The sequence below is a fragment of the Orrella marina genome, assembly GCF_003058465.1.
GTDB lineage: Bacteria > Pseudomonadota > Gammaproteobacteria > Burkholderiales > Burkholderiaceae_B > Algicoccus > Algicoccus marinus.
The window spans coordinates 2,461,677-2,479,610 of the sequence record NZ_CP028901.1 but is presented as its reverse complement, the minus strand read 5'-3'; the positions used below and the strand labels follow the sequence as shown (position 1 = coordinate 2,479,610).

Genomic DNA, 17,934 nt, shown 5'->3' with positions numbered 1-17,934 from the left:
GTGATGCGCCCAGGCGCGGTACCGGGGAATCCCAAGGAAAACGGAGAGGAAGAGGGTTTCTCATGACGGACGCGAGACGAAACGACACACCATCGAGGGGGCATATCGAAGCGACGCTTCGTGAGGAAATCGCCGCCAGCCTCGGGATGTCCAGCGGGCAACTGGATGCCGATGTCAGCCTCCTGAAGCTGGGCATGGATTCGATGCGCCTGATGGCCTGGATGCATCGACTGCGCGAGCGCGGCCACAAGATCAAATTGCGCGATCTATACCAGAAGCCCACGGTGCGCGGGTGGAGCCAACTTCTGCAGGACTGCCCGGCCACGGCACCGACTGCCCAGGCGGCATCCCCGGAGCCAAGCGGTTCCATCTCCTTCACGTCCGCAGCCGGTGTCGTCTGGCCGACCATGGCCGATGGACACCCCTTCGAACTGACACCCGTGCAGCACGCCTACCTGGTGGGTCGTGCGCCACACCAGACGCTGGGAGGTGTCGGCTGCCATCTGTACCAGGAGTTCGACGGCCAGGGTCTGGATGCCGATGCCTTGGAGCAGGCCATCAGTGCGCTGGTCGAAAGGCATCCCATGCTGACGGTGACGTTCCTGGACGATGGCCGCCAGCAGCGCCGTCCAGGCACCCGATGGCGCGGCCTGACGCTGCACGACCTGCGCAATGCATCGCCCGCCCAGTGCGAGGCCCACTTGCTGGCCATGCGTGCGCGACATGGCCACCGGGTTCTGGCCGTCGGGCAAGGCGAGAACTTCGACTTTCAGCTAAGCTTGTTGCCCGATGGGCTTCACCGCCTGCACGCGGACATCGACCTGCTGGTGCTGGATGCCGCGAGCTTCAGCCTGGTGTTCGATGAACTGGCGGCGCTGGTTCGCGGCGAATGCCTGCCGGCGATCCCCGACGACTACGATTTCCGCAGCTACCTGGCCCAAGCGGCGCAGGAGAACGAGGCGGCCCGCCAGCAGGCCAAGGCGTTCTGGCTGGATCACTCGGGCAGTTTGCCGCATGTACCGCAGTTGCCGCTGGCTTGCGAACCGACGCAGATCAAGCAGGTTCGCATCTCGCGCCAGCGGGCGGAGATCACCGCCGGGGACTGGGCGCGGTTCCAGGCCCTGGCGGGCGAATGCGGCGTGACGCCGACGATGGCGCTGGCTACCTGCTTCGGCGCGGTGCTGGCACGTTGGTGCAGCCAGCCCCGGCTACTGCTGAACCTGACGCTGTTCGACCGCCAGCCGCTGCATCCCGCCGTGAACGGGATGATCGCCGACTTCACCAATATCCTGCTGCTAGACATCGCTGGCGAGGGATCGAGTTTCGATACGTTGGCACGGGGCAACCAGCAGACCTTCACCGAGGCCTACGAGCATCGGCATTGGTCGGGCGTGGAACTGCTGCGCGAACTGCGCAAGACAGCGGGTGCCCATCCCCACGGCGCCCCAGTGGTGTTCACCAGCAACCTGGGCCGTCCGCTGTTCGGCCAGGACGTCAAGCGCACGCTGGGCGTTCCCGGCTGGGGGATTACGCAAACGCCACAGGTCTGGATCGACCATCTGGCCTACGAACATGCCGGCTCGGTGTTCCTGCAATGGGACAGCAACGAGGCTCTGTTCCCGCCTGGCCTGCTTGAAGCGATGTTCCAGTCCTATGTGGGCCTGGTGCGGCACCTGCTGGCGCATCCGCAGGCCTGGCGGGAGCCCTTGCCCGATCCCATGCCGCAGGCGCAACGGGCGGTGCGTGAGCGGGTCAATTCCCATAGCGACGTACCGGCGCCCGATGGATTGCTGCACGAGGGTTTCTGGCAGCAGGCGCGGACGCGACCGGATGCCCTGGCGCTGGTGCATGGTGAGCGCCGATTGACCTACGCCGAGCTGGCCTCCCTGGCACGTCGTTGTGCCGGCGCATTGGCCGCGCAAGGTGTGCAGCCGGGCGACCGGGTGGCGATCAGCATGTCCAAGGGCGTCGGCCAGATCGTGGCCGCGCTGGGCATTCTCCATGTGGGCGCTGTGTATGTGCCGGTGTCGCCGGATCAGCCGTTGGAGCGACTGCGCACCATCTACCTGGGCGCGGGGGCAAAGCGCGTACTGGTATGCCGGGACGACGGCCTGAACGACGCCGTGGCCGGCGTCACCTTCCTGGCCTGGCAGGAGGCCACGGACTATCCCCCGCTGGGCGAACCCGTGCAGGTCGATGTGCGCGAGCCGGCCTACATCATCTACACGTCGGGCTCCACCGGCATGCCCAAGGGTGTGATTATTTCTCACCGGGGGGCGCTCAATACCTGCGCGGAGCTGAACCGGCGCTACAGCGTTTCGGCAAATGACCGGGTACTAGCATTGTCGGCGCTGCATTTCGACCTGTCGGCGTACGACATCTTCGGGCTGCTCTCGGCCGGCGGTGCGCTGGTGCTGGTCGACGAGGGCCAGCGGCGCGACCCGGCCTGCTGGTGCGAGGTCATCGAGCGGCATGGCGTGACGGTCTGGAACACGGTTCCGGCGCTGCTGGACATGCTACTGACCTATGCCGAGGGTTTCGAGCTGCAGGTTCCCGCCTGCCTGCGCATGGTGATGCTCTCCGGCGACTGGATCGGCCTGGACTTGCCCGGCCGCTACCGCGCGTTTCGCCAGGATGGGCAGTTCGTGGCCATGGGCGGCGCGACCGAGGCGTCCATCTGGTCCAACGTCTTCGACGTGGACACCGTGCCGCCGCAATGGCGCTCTATTCCCTATGGCTATCCGTTGGCGCGGCAGAAGTACCGCGTGGTCGATGCACAAGGCCGCGATTGTCCGGACTGGGTTCCGGGCGAGCTGTGGATTGGCGGCGAAGGCGTGGCGCTGGGCTATTTCAACGACCCGGAGCGCACTGCGCAGCAATTCGTGAGCTGGCAAGGCGAGCGCTGGTATCGCACCGGCGACATGGGCTGCTACTGGCCGGACGGCCGGTTGGAATTCCTTGGCCGTCGTGACAGGCAAGTCAAGGTGGGCGGCTACCGCATAGAGCTTGGCGAGATCGAAGCGGCCCTGTTGCGGGTCGAGGGCGTCAAGAGCGCGGTGGCGCTGGCCGTGGGAGAGCGCGAGAAATCCCTGGTGGGATTCGTAGTGCTGCAAGGAACTGCGCTGTCCAGTCCACTGCCCGACGACCCGTCGCTGCCCGCGGACTACGCCTCGCTGCTGCCAGGCGAGGCCTGGCATGCGGGGCCGGCCGAAGCGGATCACGAAGCGGATATGGCACGCCTCGTGGCCGGCTTCCTGTACGAGCATCTGATGCGGCAAGGGGTGAGTCTGACCGGCCGCGTCACCGCACAGAGCGTGATCGCTGATTACGGCGCGCAGCCGCAGTGGGCCGGCCTGGTGGCGCGTTGGCTGGAGCATCTACATCGACACGGATACCTGCAGCGCCTGGACGATGGCGTTTATGCGCCGGTGGAGAGCATGCCGCAGGCCTGGCAACCGAGCGGCGAACATCCGCTGCGGGAAGCGGCCAACATGTTGTTGACGCATCATGCGCCGCTGGCCCAGATCATCCGCGGCGAACGACCTGCGCGAACGCTGCTGAGCCATCCATTCTGGGCGCCGGAACAGTTGCTGCTGCGGGCCCCCGGCATGCACGCGGCCATCGCGCTGCTGGCCAACCTGATTCGGACGCTGGCGAAGACGCTGGGCCGTCCGGTACGAATGCATGAGGTCGGCGCACGCAGCGGCCTGGCTGCAGAGCAGCTTCTCCGGCACTTGGATACGGGCGAAGTGGCCTATACAGCGTGGGAGGATTCGCCGGAGCTGGTGCTTCGCGCCACGGAACGGTTGCAGCGGCATGCGCATGCCGAGGTTCGGCGCTGGCATGCCGGCGTGGCGCAGGAGGATCTGCATCAGGCCGATCTGGTATGGGCCAACAATGCCTTGCACCGCGTGGGCGACGCCGGGGTGCGGGCTGTGCTGGCCCTGGCGGCACCTTCGGCCATGGTGTTTGTCCAGGAACTGAATCGGGTTTCGTGCCTGGCGCTGGTTTCCACCGAGCTGCTGGCGGACGGCCACGAGGAAGGCCTGGCCCGCCGGTTGCACGAGACGCCCTGGTGGCAGGACCTGCTGGCAAGACAGGGAATGCGCAACGAAGCCCAGACGGTGCTGGGGCATATGCAGTGCCTGGTGTCCCGTGCACCGCAGCAAGTGCTCAGGCCGGATGCCGACCGGCTGGCCTGGGCGCTGCGTGGGTTGCTCCCAGGCTACATGGTGCCGCAACGGCTGTACTTCCTGGATGCCTTGCCATTGACCGCCAACGGTAAAGTGGATCAGCGCGGCCTGCTGGAGCACTGCACTCATGGCGCCCCCGAGACCGGCGTCGAGCGGCAACTGCCCCAGGGTGTCACGGAACAGGCTGTGTTCAGTCTGTGGCGCGATCTCTTGAAGGTGGAATACCTTTACCGGGACAGTCATTTCTTCAGTCTGGGCGGGGACAGTTTGCTGGCGACGCGCCTGATCGGCGAACTGAACCGGCGCGGATTTTCGGCGGCGCTCGGCGACCTGTTCGACTTCCCGACCCTGGCGGCATTCGCCGAGACCGTGCGCTGCGGCGACACCATCAGTACGCCTGGCCTGCGGCACGACCCCACACGGCGCTACGCGCCTTTCCCGCTGACCGATGTGCAGCAGGCCTATTTGGTGGGGCGGCAGCCAGGGTTCGCACTGGGCGGGATCGGCTCGCATTTCTTCGTCGAATTCGAGGTGGCCGATCTGGATGTCGCGCGCTTCGAGCGGGCCATGAATCGGTTGGTCAGCCGGCACGACACCCTGCGGGCAGTGGTTCGCGATGGCATGCAGCAGGTTTTGCCGCAGGTGCCGGACTTCAGGCTGCCCTGCCATCCGGTGACCGACCTGGACGCCCCAGAAGCCGTGGCGTTGCGCGAGCGTCTGGCCCGGCAGGTACTCGATCCATCGCGCTGGCCCGTCTTCGACATTCAGGCCGCCCTGGTCGATGGCGGCGCCAAGGCCAGCCTGTTCGTGTGCCTGGACAACCTGATGCTCGACGGCCTGAGCATGCAGATCCTGCTTGCCGAACTGGAACAGATCTACACCGAACCCGGGCAGTCGCTGCCAGAGTTGGAGATTGGCTTGCGCGATTATCTGGAGTATGTGCAGCAGCGGCCGGTCGACGACGTCTCGTTGGCGTACTGGGCGCGTCGCCTGGATCATCTGCCGCCGGCCCCGCGCCTGCCATTGCGCTGCGACCCGGGCGACGTGGGCCTGCCGCGCTTCGCACGAATGTCCGCCACGCTTGCCGCCCCGCAGTGGGAGGCGCTCAAGGCGCGTGCGCGTGCCGAAGGTTTGACCCCGTCGGCATTGCTGCTCTCGGCGTATGCCGCCACCTTGTCGGCCTGGGCCGGCCACGACGAGCTGAGCCTGAACCTCACCCTGTTCGACCGCGAGCCGCTTCATCCGCAGATCGAGCAGGTATTGGGCGACTTCACGACGTTGCTGCTGCTGGCCTGGCAGCCGGCCGCGGACTGGCGCAGCAGCGCCCAGGGCTTGCAGCAACGCCTGCGCCAGGACCTGTTGCATCGCGATGTCTCGGCCATTCAAGTTATGCGCCAACTGGCCCGGTGCGCTGGACAGGCGGCTGCCTCCATGCCCGTGGTGTTCACCAGCGCCCTGGGCTTTGAACAGGACCGATTCCTCGCCCATGCGTCCTGGATGAAGCCACGCTGGGGCTTGTCACACACCCCCCAGGTCTGGCTCGACCATCAGGTGTACGAGTCCGAGGGCGAGTTGCGCTTCAACTGGGATTACGTGCAGGAGCTGTTCGAACCGCAGCAGATCCAGGCCGCCTTCGACCGCTACGTCTCCTTGTTGCAGCGGCTGGCGCGCGAAGACTCGGCCTGGGATCAGCCGTTGCAGGCATTGGTACCCCGCCTGGAGGGGATGTCGCATTGCGCAGATCACGCACCTGCGCAACGCGCTGCCAAACCGTCAGCCGCGGCCACGCCGCTGCGGGCCGATGACGCCTTGGTACAAGCACTGTGCCGGCATTTCGAGCAGGTGGTCGGGAGGCCGATCCTGCCTCGCCAGTCCTTTTTCGATGCAGGCGCCACGTCCTTGAAATTGGTTCAGTTGCATGTGCACCTGACCCAGACGGGCCACACCGGCCTGCTGGTCACTGATCTGTTTGCCCAGTCCACGCCGCTGGCCCTGGCAGCGCACCTGCACGGCAGATCGAACACGACAGATGACACCGCAGCGCCCGGAGACGAGCGCCGCGAACTGCTGGCGCAGCGCAGGGCACGTGCGCAACGTCGCCGCGGGGAGACACCATGACTATCGAAGAACGCTTGAAGCAGCACTATCCGGACTGCGAGCCGATCGCGGTGATCGGTCATGCCAGCCGGTTCCCGGAAGCGGCCGACAGCGACGCCTATTGGGCCAGCCTGCTGGCCGGGCGTGAATGCAGTCGGCAGTTTTCGCGACAGGAACTGCTGGATGCTGGGATTCCGGCATCGGTCATCGACGATCCGGCCTTTGTGCCGCGCGGAACCGTGGTGCCCGACGCCGAGGCTTTCGACGCCGAGCTGTTCGGCTACTCCCGCCAGGAAGCCGAACTGCTCGACCCACAGCAGCGCCTGTTCCTGCAGATGGCTTGGCACGCGCTGGAGCACGCTGGCTATGCACCCCGAGCTGTGCCACACAAGACCGGCGTGTTCGGCTCTGCCCGGATCAGCACCTATCCAGGGCGCGAGGCGATCAACATCGCCGAAGTGGCGCACGTGCGCAGCCTGCAGTCCCTGATGGGCAATGACAAGGACTACGTGGCGACACGCGCCGCCTACAAGCTGGATCTTCGCGGCCCGGCCCTGTCCGTGCAGACGGCCTGCTCCAGTTCATTGGTGGCTACCCACCTGGCATGCGAGAGCCTGCGATCCGGCGAATGCGACATGGCCATTGCCGGTGGTGTGGCCGTCTCCTTCCCGCAGGTGAGCGGCTACTTGTACCAACAGGGCATGATCTTCTCGCCCGACGGGCATTGCCGCCCGTTCGATGCACAGGCCCAGGGCACCTATGGCGGCAATGGCGTGGCAGCCGTGGTGCTGCGGCGCCTGTCAGATGCGCTGCGCGACGGCGATCCGGTCGTGGCGGTCGTACTGGGTAGCGCCATCAACAACGACGGTAGCCAGAAAGTCGGCTATACAGCGCCCTCTGTGCTAGGGCAGCGGGAGGTGATTGCCGATGCGTGGGCGCTTGCCGGAGTGCGCAGTGAGCAGATCGGCATGATCGAGGCGCACGGGACGGCCACTCCGCTGGGCGATTCGATCGAGGTGCAGGCGCTGCAGGGTGTATTCCATCCCGTCGGCAAGGGGCCGGCCTGCGCGCTGGGATCGGTCAAGAGCAACATGGGGCACCTGGATACGGCTGCCGGTATCGCCAGCTTCCTCAAGGCGGTGCTGGCGGTCGAGCGCGGTGCGATCCCGCCGTGCGTGAGCTTCCAGCGGGCCAATCCGGCATTGCACCTGGAAGACAGTCCTTTCTACGTGCCGCGCGAGGCCCAGCCCTGGGAGGCGCCGGTTCGCATCGCAGGCGTCTCGTCCTTCGGGATCGGCGGCACCAACTGCCATATGGTTGTGGCGTCCTTGCCGCAGGCCCTGCGTTCGATGCATCAGCCCAAGGATGGGCAAACCCATGGCGTTGATGAGGACGTGCTGCTGCTGAGTGCCAACAACGAAGGCGCGTTGCGGCGCCTGGCCGGCGCCTATGCACAGGCATTGAAAACCCAGCCTGTCTCTGACGTGGCCCATACGGCGCTGACGGGCCGCTTGCTCGATATGCCCTGGCGGCTGGCCGTGCCCGTATGCGGTGAGACGGTGGATGCCTTGAACGCCTTCGCCCAGGGCGAGGACGACATTCTGATCCAGGCCGGATGCGGCGAAGCAGGCAAACGGGCATGGCTTTTCACCGGCCAGGGGTCGCAGTGGCCGGGCATGGCACGCAGCTGGTATGAAGCCTCTCCCGCCTTTGCCCAAGGCCTGGATCGCTGCCTGGCGGTGTTCCAGACCCTGGATAGTGCTTTCGCCGAGCAATTGCGAACGGCGCTGGTGGAGCCGAACAGCGATTTGCTCCAGCGCATGGAGTACGCACAGCCCGCCATCGTCGCCTTCGAACTGGCGATGGCTGCGCATTGGCAGGCCTTGGGGATGGCGCCGGACATGGTGCTGAGTCATTCGGTCGGTGAATTCGCAGCGGCGGTCGTGGCCGGCCACTACAGCCACGAGCAGGTCATGCCGCTGGTGCGGCGGCGTGGCGCACTGATGGATCGCTGCCGCGGCGGTGCGATGCTTTCGGTCTTTGCCGACGAGGCACGAGTCATGCCGGTTGCCGTGCGGCTGGGCCTCGACCTTGCGGCCTGCAACGGTGAGCGTCACCTGGTCTTCTCCGGCGAACGCGAGCTGATCGCCAAACTGGCCACCGAACTCGAAGGCATGGGCGTGCGCAGCAATCCGCTGGCGGTTACGGGCGCGGCACATTCGCGGATGCTCGACCCGATTCTGCCGGAGTTCCGGCATGCAGCGGGCGCGCTGCAGGCGAGACAGAGCGATATCGCGCTGATCTCCGGCCTGACCGGCGAGGTAGTGGATGCCGCGCGACTGAATCAAGCGGACTTCTGGCCGCGGCACATGCGCAACCCGGTGCGCTTCGTCCAGTGCCTGCGCAAGGCCATCGACGACGGTGCGAGCCTGTTCCTGGAAATGGGGCCGGACGCTACCTTGGTCGGTATCGGGCAACGGGAGATGGGCGCTGGCGCCCACTGGATCGCCAGCGCCCGACGCAACCAGTCCGCAAGGCAATCGCTGCGCCAGCCCCTGATGCAACTGTTCGTCGCGGGCGTCGATCTGGCCTGGCCGCAACTGCTGCGAGGCTCGGGGGGTAAATGTCATGCCCCGCTGTATCCCTTTGAACGCCAACGCTACTGGCGTGAAGCCGCCGTCGCTGCATCGAGCGCGGCGCCGCAATTCTCGCGCGGCACGCAACTGCCGACTGCGCGCAATGTCGTGACACGCGAAGCACGCGAGCTGGATTTGCCCCGCCTGGAGGCCCTGTATCGGTGCGTGGTCAAGCTGCATGCCATCTGTATCGACCGATTGCTGCGCCGCTGCGCGGGAGATCGTATTGACCTGGGCGTGACTGCAGTGGATATCCTGCGCGATGGACGGCTCCTGCCCCGGCATCGCCAATTGCTGGTGCGGATGCTCAATGCCTGCACCGAAGATGGCTACCTGCAACAACAGGACGGCCGCTACCGCACACGGGTTGCCGCACCTCACGCAGAATATGAACAACTGCTCGCCGAGCTTAAAAGTTACTGCGAGGGCCTGGACGTCATCGCGGAAACCGTGCAGCGCGCGGGCGACAGCTTGTACGAAATGATGAGCGGCGCGATCGAACCCGTCGCCGTGATCTTCCCGGAGGGCGCCTCCAGCGGCGTGGAAGTCCTGTATCAGGATTTCAGCTTCGGGCGCTATTTCAATCAGATAGCCGCGGGTGTGGTCGCCGACCTGGTGCGCAGCCGCGGTGAACCCGGAAAACCGCTGCCGCCATACCGGGTGCTGGAGGTGGGCGGCGGCACGGGCGGCACCACTGCTTGGGTACTGCCGGCACTGTCCAGCCAGCCGGACGTGCACTACGTGTTCACGGACATCTCGCCGATCTTCACGCGCCGCGCCGAGCAGAAGTTCGCCGACTACGGCTTCGTTGAGTACCGGGAGTTCGATCTTCAGCAACGTGCCGAGGTCCAAGGATTCACGGCTGGCGATTTTGACCTGATCGTGGCCGCCAACGTCATTCACGCCACGCAGCATGTGGGGGATGCACTGGCGAACCTGCTGCTCTTGCTCAAGCCGGGTGGCCGTTTGCTGATGCGCGAGATCACCCGGCCCATGCGCCTGTTCGATTTTGTGTTCGGGCCGCTGGTTCTGCCGTTGCATGATGAGCAGGCCCGTGGCGGCGAACTGTTCCTGAGCACGGCGCACTGGCGCGGTCAATGTCTTGCCGCCGGCTTCGCCACCGTCGAATGGCTCCCGGACGACGGTACTGCCACGTCCGGCATGAGCGAGCACATTGTGCTCGCGACGGCGCCCGGTACGTCCGCTGAACAGTCCACACCGGTGCGGCTAGGCTCTGGCGTATTGGGCCAGGCGCTCGCCAATGACGGCAGCTATCTGGCGGATTGGTCCGACTGCGCTGGGCAGGACAGTCAATTGCTTGACCGAGTTGGCAAGGCCAGTCGTGAAATGGCCCGCCGCCACGGCGATGGCAGACACGTTCCCACGATCGATGTTCCACCACAGGCACCTGACTGGTTGGGTCTGGTTCGCCTGCAATGGCAGGCCCGTCTGCACCAGCAGCCGAGCATCGACCTGACGTTGCTTGGGCCCAATGGCCTCTGGCAGAGTCCACTGGCGTCCTTCGGTGATGACGGTGAAGGATTGCCGAAGCTCTCCGCAACGCCAGGCACTCACTACGACTGGTGCTGGGATCAACTTGGCCGGGCAACGGATGCCGTTGCCGGCAGGCGGCTGCGGCTGTTCGGGGAAAAGGCCCCCGGTCTGGCGTCCGAACTGGCTCAGGCGGGCGTCACCCTGGATGAGGACGCCGGGGACATGCTGGTGCTGCTTCCGGAACACGCTGGCCTGGATGGCGTTGCCGAAGCCGTGCTCGGTGCGATTCAAGAAGCCTCGGGTCTGGACGGCAGCCGCATTGTGATGGTCACGCGGGCGGCCTGGCCGATGGTTGGCGACGAGAACGTCAGTGCGGCTCATCACGCTGTCTGGGGTCTGGCACGCACCGCGTCGATCGAGTTTGCCGCCCCAGCAGCTGCCACGCGTTCCATCCTGATGGTCGATCTCGCGGCGGACGCGCCCTGGCAGGATCTGGTCGTTGGCCTGCATGCGGCGGCGAAATCCGGGCAGTGGGTTGCCGTGCGAGAAGGCCACGCATGGGTGCCGCGACTACAGCCACACCGCTATGCCGCTCCCGCGCTGAATGGACACAGCTTGCGGGGCGACGGCTGGCACGTGGTGACGGGCGGGCTAGGCGGCCTGGGTCGCTTGACCGCTGAATGGCTGGCCAGTCGCGGCGCAGGTCGAATCGCATTGCTTGCGCATCGGAAGCAGGAGGACGCCGCTGACTTCATCGCCAGGCTGCAACAGCACCATTCGATCTTGGCGAGGTGCGTGGTCTGCGACGTTGCTGATCCGGCCGATCTCGATCGTGCGCTGGATCGCCTGTCGGCTGACGGCGGGCTGGCCGGTGTCGTGCATGCCGCTGGCGTGCTCGACGATGGACCGATCTTGTCCTGGGATGCCCGTCGGCTTGCGCCTGTGCTGGCGGTCAAGGCTCGCGCGGCGCGGCATCTGTACGATAGACTGAGCCGGGCCGGTGGCAGGCCCTACCTGCTACTGTACTCATCGGCCGCCGCCGCCCTGGGCAGTGCGGGACAGGCCGGCCATGCCTTGGCGAGCGCCTATCTGGATGGTCTGGCGTATGAAGCCGCCGCCTGGGGGACGAAAGTCCGGTCAAGGTGATTTCCATCGGCTGGGGCGCCTGGGGCGAAACCGGACGTGCAGCTGACGAAGCATTGCAGGCAGCTCTCGCGCAGGACGGCATGGGGGTACTGAGTGATGCCGAAGGCCTTTGGCATCTGGAGCAGGCACTGTCGCGCGGGACTCCCTATCGCCTGGCGATGAGGGTGTTGACCGAGCATCTGGATGATGGCCGCAAGCAGTTGCTGGGCCTCCAGCGTGAGACGGCGCGGCAGCCTGCGGTGCCGGTGGCAGGCAAGCCCGCCAAGGCCGTGCAAGCGCAGGCCCCGGACCTGTCGGCGGACAAGCTGGCAGATGCCGGCACGGTGGAGCAGTGGTTGGCAGCGCAGATCGCGGCTCAACTGAGGCTGGATGACTCATCTCGGCTCTCGGCCAAACGCGATCTGGTGCAATTGGGGCTGGATTCGCTGTTGTTCCTGGAACTGAGCAGCACCATCCAGCGCCGCCTCGGGGTACGCCTCGACGCCGAACAAGCCTATCGGGAGATGACTATCGCAGGCCTGAGCCGATTGATCTCCAGGCAAGCGGCGCAAGCTACCGAGGGGCCGTCGCAACCGACGCGGCTGCTTCACGATGCAGCCGGTCGCTTCCAGCCATTCCCGCTGACGCCGATCCAGCATGCGTACTGGTTGGGACGCACCAGCCTGATCGACTACGGCGGCGTGGCCTGCCATGTGTTGTTCGAGTGGGACCTGCGCCATGACCAGTTCGACCTGAAGCGTTTTGAGCAGGCCTGGAATGCCCTGATACAGCGTCACGACATGCTTCGCATGGTGATTGGCGACGATGGTCAGCAGCGGATTCTGGAACATGTCCCCGAGTACCGTATCGAGCGCAGCAGCCTGTCCGCACTTTCCGCCGACGAACAGGAACGGGCGCTGGCGCAAACCCGGCAAGAGCTGTCCTATCGTGTGCTGCCGGCAGAGCGTTGGCCGCTGTTCGAGCTGATCGCTTCGGAGCTGGATGGCGAACGCTACCGGCTGCACATGAATCTGGATCTACTACTGTTCGACGTGCAGAGCTTCAAGGTAATGATGGACGACTTGGCGGCGTTCTACCGTGGTGGCAGTCCGGATCCGTTGCAGATCACCTTCCGCGACTACGTGCTCGGTGAACAGGCACGTCGCCAGACCGAGGATTGGCTCAGGTCCTGGTGCTACTGGCAGGACTTGCTGGCTGAGCTTCCGCCTGCGCCGAGTTTGCCGCAGTCCAATGGCGATCCGGACGGCTATCAGCCCAGTTTCACGACCTATCAGGCGACCCTGGATCGCCAGAGCTGGACGACCTTGAAGGAGGAATGGCGATCCTGGGGGTGACCCCTTCGGCTGCGTTGATGACGCTGTTCGCCGTGACGCTGGAGCGCTGGGCGCGCTGGCCTAACTTCACCTTGAACCTCACCTTCTTCAATCGGCGTCCCGTGCATCCGCAGATGAGCCAGTTGATTGGCGACTTTACCTCTGTACTGCTGGTCGATTTCGATCTGGGCGATGAATCCCGCACCCTGCGCAAGCGCATCGAGCGAACCCAGCGGCGCTTGCGCCAGCACCTGGCACACAGCCAGGTGAATGGCGTCGAACTGCTGCGGGAGCTTGGCCGCATTCGTGGGCAATCGCATCAGCCGCTGATGCCGGTGGTATTCACCAGCATGCTGGGCATGACGCTGGATGGGCTAGACATCGATCAGGCCATGACCAGCCTGCTGGGCGACCCCGTGCATGTGTTCACGCAGACCCCACAGGTGTGGCTGGATCACCAGGTCATGGAGATCGGCGGTGAGCTGGTGTTCAGCTGGTATTGCATGGACGAGGTGTTGGCCGAAGGCGCCGCACAGGCCATGTTCAGGGATTTTCATGCCATATTGAAAGCGGTGGCGAGCGCTCCCCAGCGTATGCAAGAGCCCGGAATATGGAAACACCCCGAGGGGCAAGGTGAGCCTCTGCCTTTCGCGCGTTACGCGTGGTTCGCGGCCGCAAGCCAAGTCGATCCGAGAGAAATCGAGGCCGTCGCACTCCGGCAGCAGGGCGTCTTTCAGGCCGATGCCCAGCACGATGGCGTTGGCGGAAATCTGCTGGTCAAGGTGGTGGCGAAACCTCGCAGCTACGACCCGGCCGGTTTCACGGAGCCTGACCTGGGGGTTCTGCCGGAATTGGCTGGCCTGGAGCCAGCCGAGCAGAGCCACTTCGATGCGGTGTGGCAGGCGTTGGAAACCCGTGCGCTGCACGGCATTGCCAGCACCCTGGCGAACCATGGCCTGTTCGTGCAGGAACGCCAGGCGGTGGCACTGGATGCCATCTACCGATGCCTGCAAGTGCTGCCGCAGTTCGAGCGCATCGTGCGCCAATGGCTTCGGGCGCTGACGACGGTGGGCTGGCTGAGCCAGGACGATGGGAACTTCATGTGCCTGCGGCCCTTGAATGACATGCCGGCCCCGCCAGCCATGCCGCCCAGCGCCTGGGGCGACACGCTGGCTCACTACCTGGACCGCAACGTGGAGCGGCATGAGCAATTGCTGCAAGGCACTTGCTCGGCCCTGGAACTGTTCTTTGTCGATGACTACGCGATCACGCGAGCACTTTATGCGGAGAACCCGGCTGCGCAATGCGTGATTCGCAACGTGGCGCATATTATGCAGAGGCTGGGTCAGTCGGCCCGGCCGGAGCGCCGCCTGCGCGTCATGGAGGTTGGTGCCGGCACCGGAGCCACCACGGGCACCGTGCTGGAAGCACTTGGCGACCACCTGGAAACCTATCACTTCACCGATGTCTCGACGCTCTTCCTGGATGAAGCCCGCAAGCGATTCGCTGGGCACGACGAACTGACCTACAGCATTTTCGACATCAATCAGCCGATTGACTATGCGACGTACCCGGCCGAAAGCCACGACCTCGTGGTTGCCGCACAGGTCATGCACGACGCCAGCCACGTCGTACGGTCGCTGCGCCGTATCGGCAGCCTGATGAAGCCAGGCGCACGTCTGGTGCTGATCGAGGCCACTCACCGGGACAGCCTGTTGCAGATGGCCAGCGTGGGCTTCATCGAAGGGCTGGGCAACTACCAGGATCACCGGATCATCGACGACCGGGCCATGCTGAATCTGGCCCAGTGGTGCGAGGCGTTGCAAGGTAGCGGCTTCTCGCTCGAACTGGCCTGGCCGGAAACCGCGGACTCTCCCATCCATCAGCATGTGATCGTGGCCCGCCTGGTACGCGCCGCCCACGTCGATTGCCAGGCGATCAGGCAGTCGCTGGTGCGGCATTTTGGTAAGACGTTGCCGGATGTCGAAGTGCGACAAAGCGAGCCTCAGCACATGTTCGCCGTCGATGCCTCTGCAGGCGCGCGGGCCTTGGCCGCGGCCGTACCCGCGACGAGCACGCAGCCAGTGGTCGATGGCGCGGCCATATCGTCCAACGCCCGCGAAGCATCGGACGATGCGCTGATCAATAGCGTCGCGCAGGTATGGCAGGCCTTCCTCGGCAGGCCGGTCAGCCCGGAAAGTGACTTCTTCCATAGCGGCGCCGACAGCCTGATCGCTACGCGGGTCATTGCCCAGCTCAACCGCATGGGCGTTGCGGGCGCCAGCCTGCAGGCGCTGTTCGCCCATCGCACCTTGGCGGCGTTCTGCGGCACGCTCGAAGGAATCAGGAGCCCGGATATGAAAAATGTTCTCGTACCCTTGACGCAAGGGCATACGCACGAACGCGTGTTCGTCTTTCACGCTTCAGACGGCGGCGTGGCTTCGTACATGTCGTTTGCCGAAGCATTGGATGCCCAGGTGTGGGGCTTGCAGGCTCCGGAACAGATCGAAGTCGACAGCCTTCAGGCTCTGGCCTCTGGCTACCTGCACGCGATGAGGACGAAACTCGGCCGGGAGCCACACATCCTGGTGGGATGGTCCTACGGCGCCGCAGTCGCTGCCGAGGTCGCACGCATGCTGCATGGTCGCGGCAAGGCCGTTCGCCTGGTGTTGATAGACCCGGTGTACGGGGCTGACTTCGCGGTCGAGGATCTGTCCGCATTGATGGTGATGCTAGCCGGCGAACACCAGATCGTTCTGCCAGAAAACTGGGAAGCACTGGACGAATCGGCCCGCATCGAAGCGTTCGTTGTCGGTGCAGTTCAGGCGGGCGTCATCGCTCAGGCAATGCCCACGGAAAATGCGCGTCAGTGGCTGACGCGCATTTTCCGGCTGCTGAACCTGCTGGCGGAGCACCATATCGGGCGATCCATTCCGGATCCCGTCTTGTGGATCGAGGCAGACCGTCATCCCGCTCACTGGACGACGGCGGTGCGCGAATGGTCGGCTTGGAAGGCACACGCGCAGACCCTGACCGTGACGGCCACGCACTGGCAACTCATGGCTGATGCGGATATTGCCATTGCGCTGGCAGGCGATGTTCAGCGGTGGTTCTCCAGCACGAATTCCACGGAGTCTACGAAATGATCCGGTTCAAATCCAGCAAGAGCCGGCGCGTATTGGTCGTCGGCGCGAAGTTCGGCGAGGTGTATCTCAATGCCTTCCTTCAGTCCCGGCCAGGCCTCCAGTTGGCAGGCCTGCTGGCCCGAGGCAGCCGAAGATCGCAGCAACTGGTGCACGACTTTGGCGTCCCGCTCTACACCCATCTGGAGCAGCTTCCCGAAGACATCGACATTGCCTGCGTGGTGGTTCGATCCACGGTAGCCCAGGGCGAAGGCAGTCAACTGGCTGCTGAACTGTTGAACCGTGGCATTCATGTGGTGCAGGAACACCCCTTGCATCCCGATGATGTCGAACGGCTCCAGAAACTCGCCGAACAGCGTGGGCTGCGGTACTGGGTCAACAGCTTCTATCCGCACCTGCCGGCGGGCCGTTGCTGGATAGACCGGGCAACCCATGTCATGCAGCTCCTTGGCGACGAGATGCCATGCGCGGCGCATCTGACGACCAGTCGCCAGTTGTTGTACTCCACGCTGGATCTGCTGCTGCAAGCCTGCGGTATCCCTGATGGCAGTCAAGTACAGGTTCAGACGCTGGAGGGCGCCGACTCGCACTTCGTGCCCGTGAGCCTGGCGCTGCCGGATGGATGCCGGGCGGTACTGCGCTTGCAAGCCTTTCTCGATCCGTCCGATCCCGACATGCACAGCCTGGTGATGCACCAGGCCAGTCTGATGTGGCCTGCGGGCTATCTCACGCTGGAAGCAAGCTACGGGCCGGTGCTGTGGACAGGTCATTTCCACGACGCGCAACACGACAGCCAGGAGCGCACGATGTATCGCTATGCCCCGGACGAGGCCGTCTATGCGCGTCCGACCTGCGAGGTGCTGCACGATGCGCCCGCCACCTGGCGGGATGCCTTTGAGGTCGATGGCGCCGTTGGCGTTGCCGGCGTTCTGCAGAACTTCTGCCGGGTTCTGGACGGCGAGCGCGTACCGACGGGATTCGATCCCGCATACCAGTTGGCTCTGGCGCGTCTTTGGCTCGACGTCCTGCGCGTTGTTCCGCCTGCAGCCGAGCGACGCCTGTCGCCACCCCAAGTCGTGACCTGGGACGGGGCGCAGACGGATCACGGAAGCGCAGGAGGCACGGATGGCTGACCTGATGCCGTTGTGCGCAACAAGCGAACCCTGCGCAGAGGATATCCATCTCGTGCTGTGCCCCTTCGCGGGAGGGAGTGCGAGCGCGTTCCGCAGCTGGCGCGATCTGCGACCTTGTGGCTGGCAGGTCTGGTTGGCAGTCTATCCCGGACGCGATCAACGAATGAGCGAGGCCTGCGCGGCAGGTATTGCCGAACTGGCCGATCAGGTTCTGATGGCCATCGACGCACATCAGATCGCCCAACAGCAACTCGTGGTCGCCGGTCATAGCATGGGCGCCCAGGTGGCCTACGAGGTTTGCGTTCGGCTGGAACAGCGCGGCGCGGCGCCGCTCGGCCTGGTTCTGTCCGGTTGCCATGCGCCGCACCTGCATGGCCGGCGCCTCATCAGCCACCTTGAAGATCGCGCATTCCTTGAGCAATTGGTCGCCATTGGTGGAAACGCACAGGAACTGTTGAACGAGCCGGACTTGTGGTCTGTGTTCATGCCAATGCTGCGGGCGGATTTCAAGGCAACCGAAAGCTATTGGCATCCCCAGAAACTGGGGGAACGCCGACGACTGCAAACGCCGGCGTTGCTGATCTACGGCAGCGCAGACCAGGAGGCATGGCGATCGGAAGTCGAAGCATGGAGATGCTTGCTATCCGACGTCGATGGGCCGGTAGCCATCGCTGGCGAACACTTTTATGTCACTCGTCGCCCGAGAGCCTTTATGGAGCACATCAGACGGCGTTTTGAACCGCATTCCGCGCACTTAGCGACGTGCGCTTTCAAATAAA

At 64.9% G+C, this 17,934-nt stretch carries 6 protein-coding genes; all 6 read left to right on the top strand.

Going from position 1 to position 17,934, the window contains the following annotated elements:
- The first annotated feature begins 62 nt into the window (after positions 1-62).
- Genes DBV39_RS11205 through DBV39_RS11190 form a run of 6 tightly spaced genes read left to right on the top strand, consistent with a single transcriptional unit; the run spans position 63 to position 17,933 of the window.
- Positions 63-6,311 (top strand): non-ribosomal peptide synthetase, encoded by a 6,249-nt coding sequence (locus tag DBV39_RS11205; RefSeq protein WP_108621593.1) that lies wholly within the window; start codon positions 63-65, stop codon positions 6,309-6,311.
- Positions 6,308-11,566 (top strand): type I polyketide synthase, encoded by a 5,259-nt coding sequence (locus DBV39_RS19990; protein ID WP_227870597.1) that lies wholly within the window; start codon positions 6,308-6,310, stop codon positions 11,564-11,566. The genes DBV39_RS11205 and DBV39_RS19990 overlap by 4 nt, the downstream gene beginning before the upstream one ends.
- On the top strand, positions 11,563-12,900 hold the full coding sequence (locus tag DBV39_RS20310) for a condensation domain-containing protein (protein WP_265415997.1): 1,338 nt from the start codon (positions 11,563-11,565) through the stop codon (positions 12,898-12,900). The genes DBV39_RS19990 and DBV39_RS20310 overlap by 4 nt, the downstream gene beginning before the upstream one ends.
- A complete protein-coding gene (locus DBV39_RS20305; protein ID WP_265415996.1) occupies positions 12,882-16,025 on the top strand; it encodes an alpha/beta fold hydrolase in 3,144 nt (1,047 codons plus the stop codon). Before DBV39_RS20310 ends, DBV39_RS20305 begins: the two co-directional genes overlap by 19 nt.
- Positions 16,022-17,155: a Gfo/Idh/MocA family oxidoreductase gene (locus DBV39_RS11195; RefSeq protein ID WP_108621592.1), complete on the top strand. Its 1,134-nt coding sequence runs from the start codon at positions 16,022-16,024 to the stop codon at positions 17,153-17,155. Before DBV39_RS20305 ends, DBV39_RS11195 begins: the two co-directional genes overlap by 4 nt.
- Positions 17,148-17,933: a thioesterase II family protein gene (locus DBV39_RS11190; RefSeq protein WP_227870596.1), complete on the top strand. Its 786-nt coding sequence runs from the start codon at positions 17,148-17,150 to the stop codon at positions 17,931-17,933. Before DBV39_RS11195 ends, DBV39_RS11190 begins: the two co-directional genes overlap by 8 nt.
- Position 17,934: the final 1 nt, after the last annotated feature.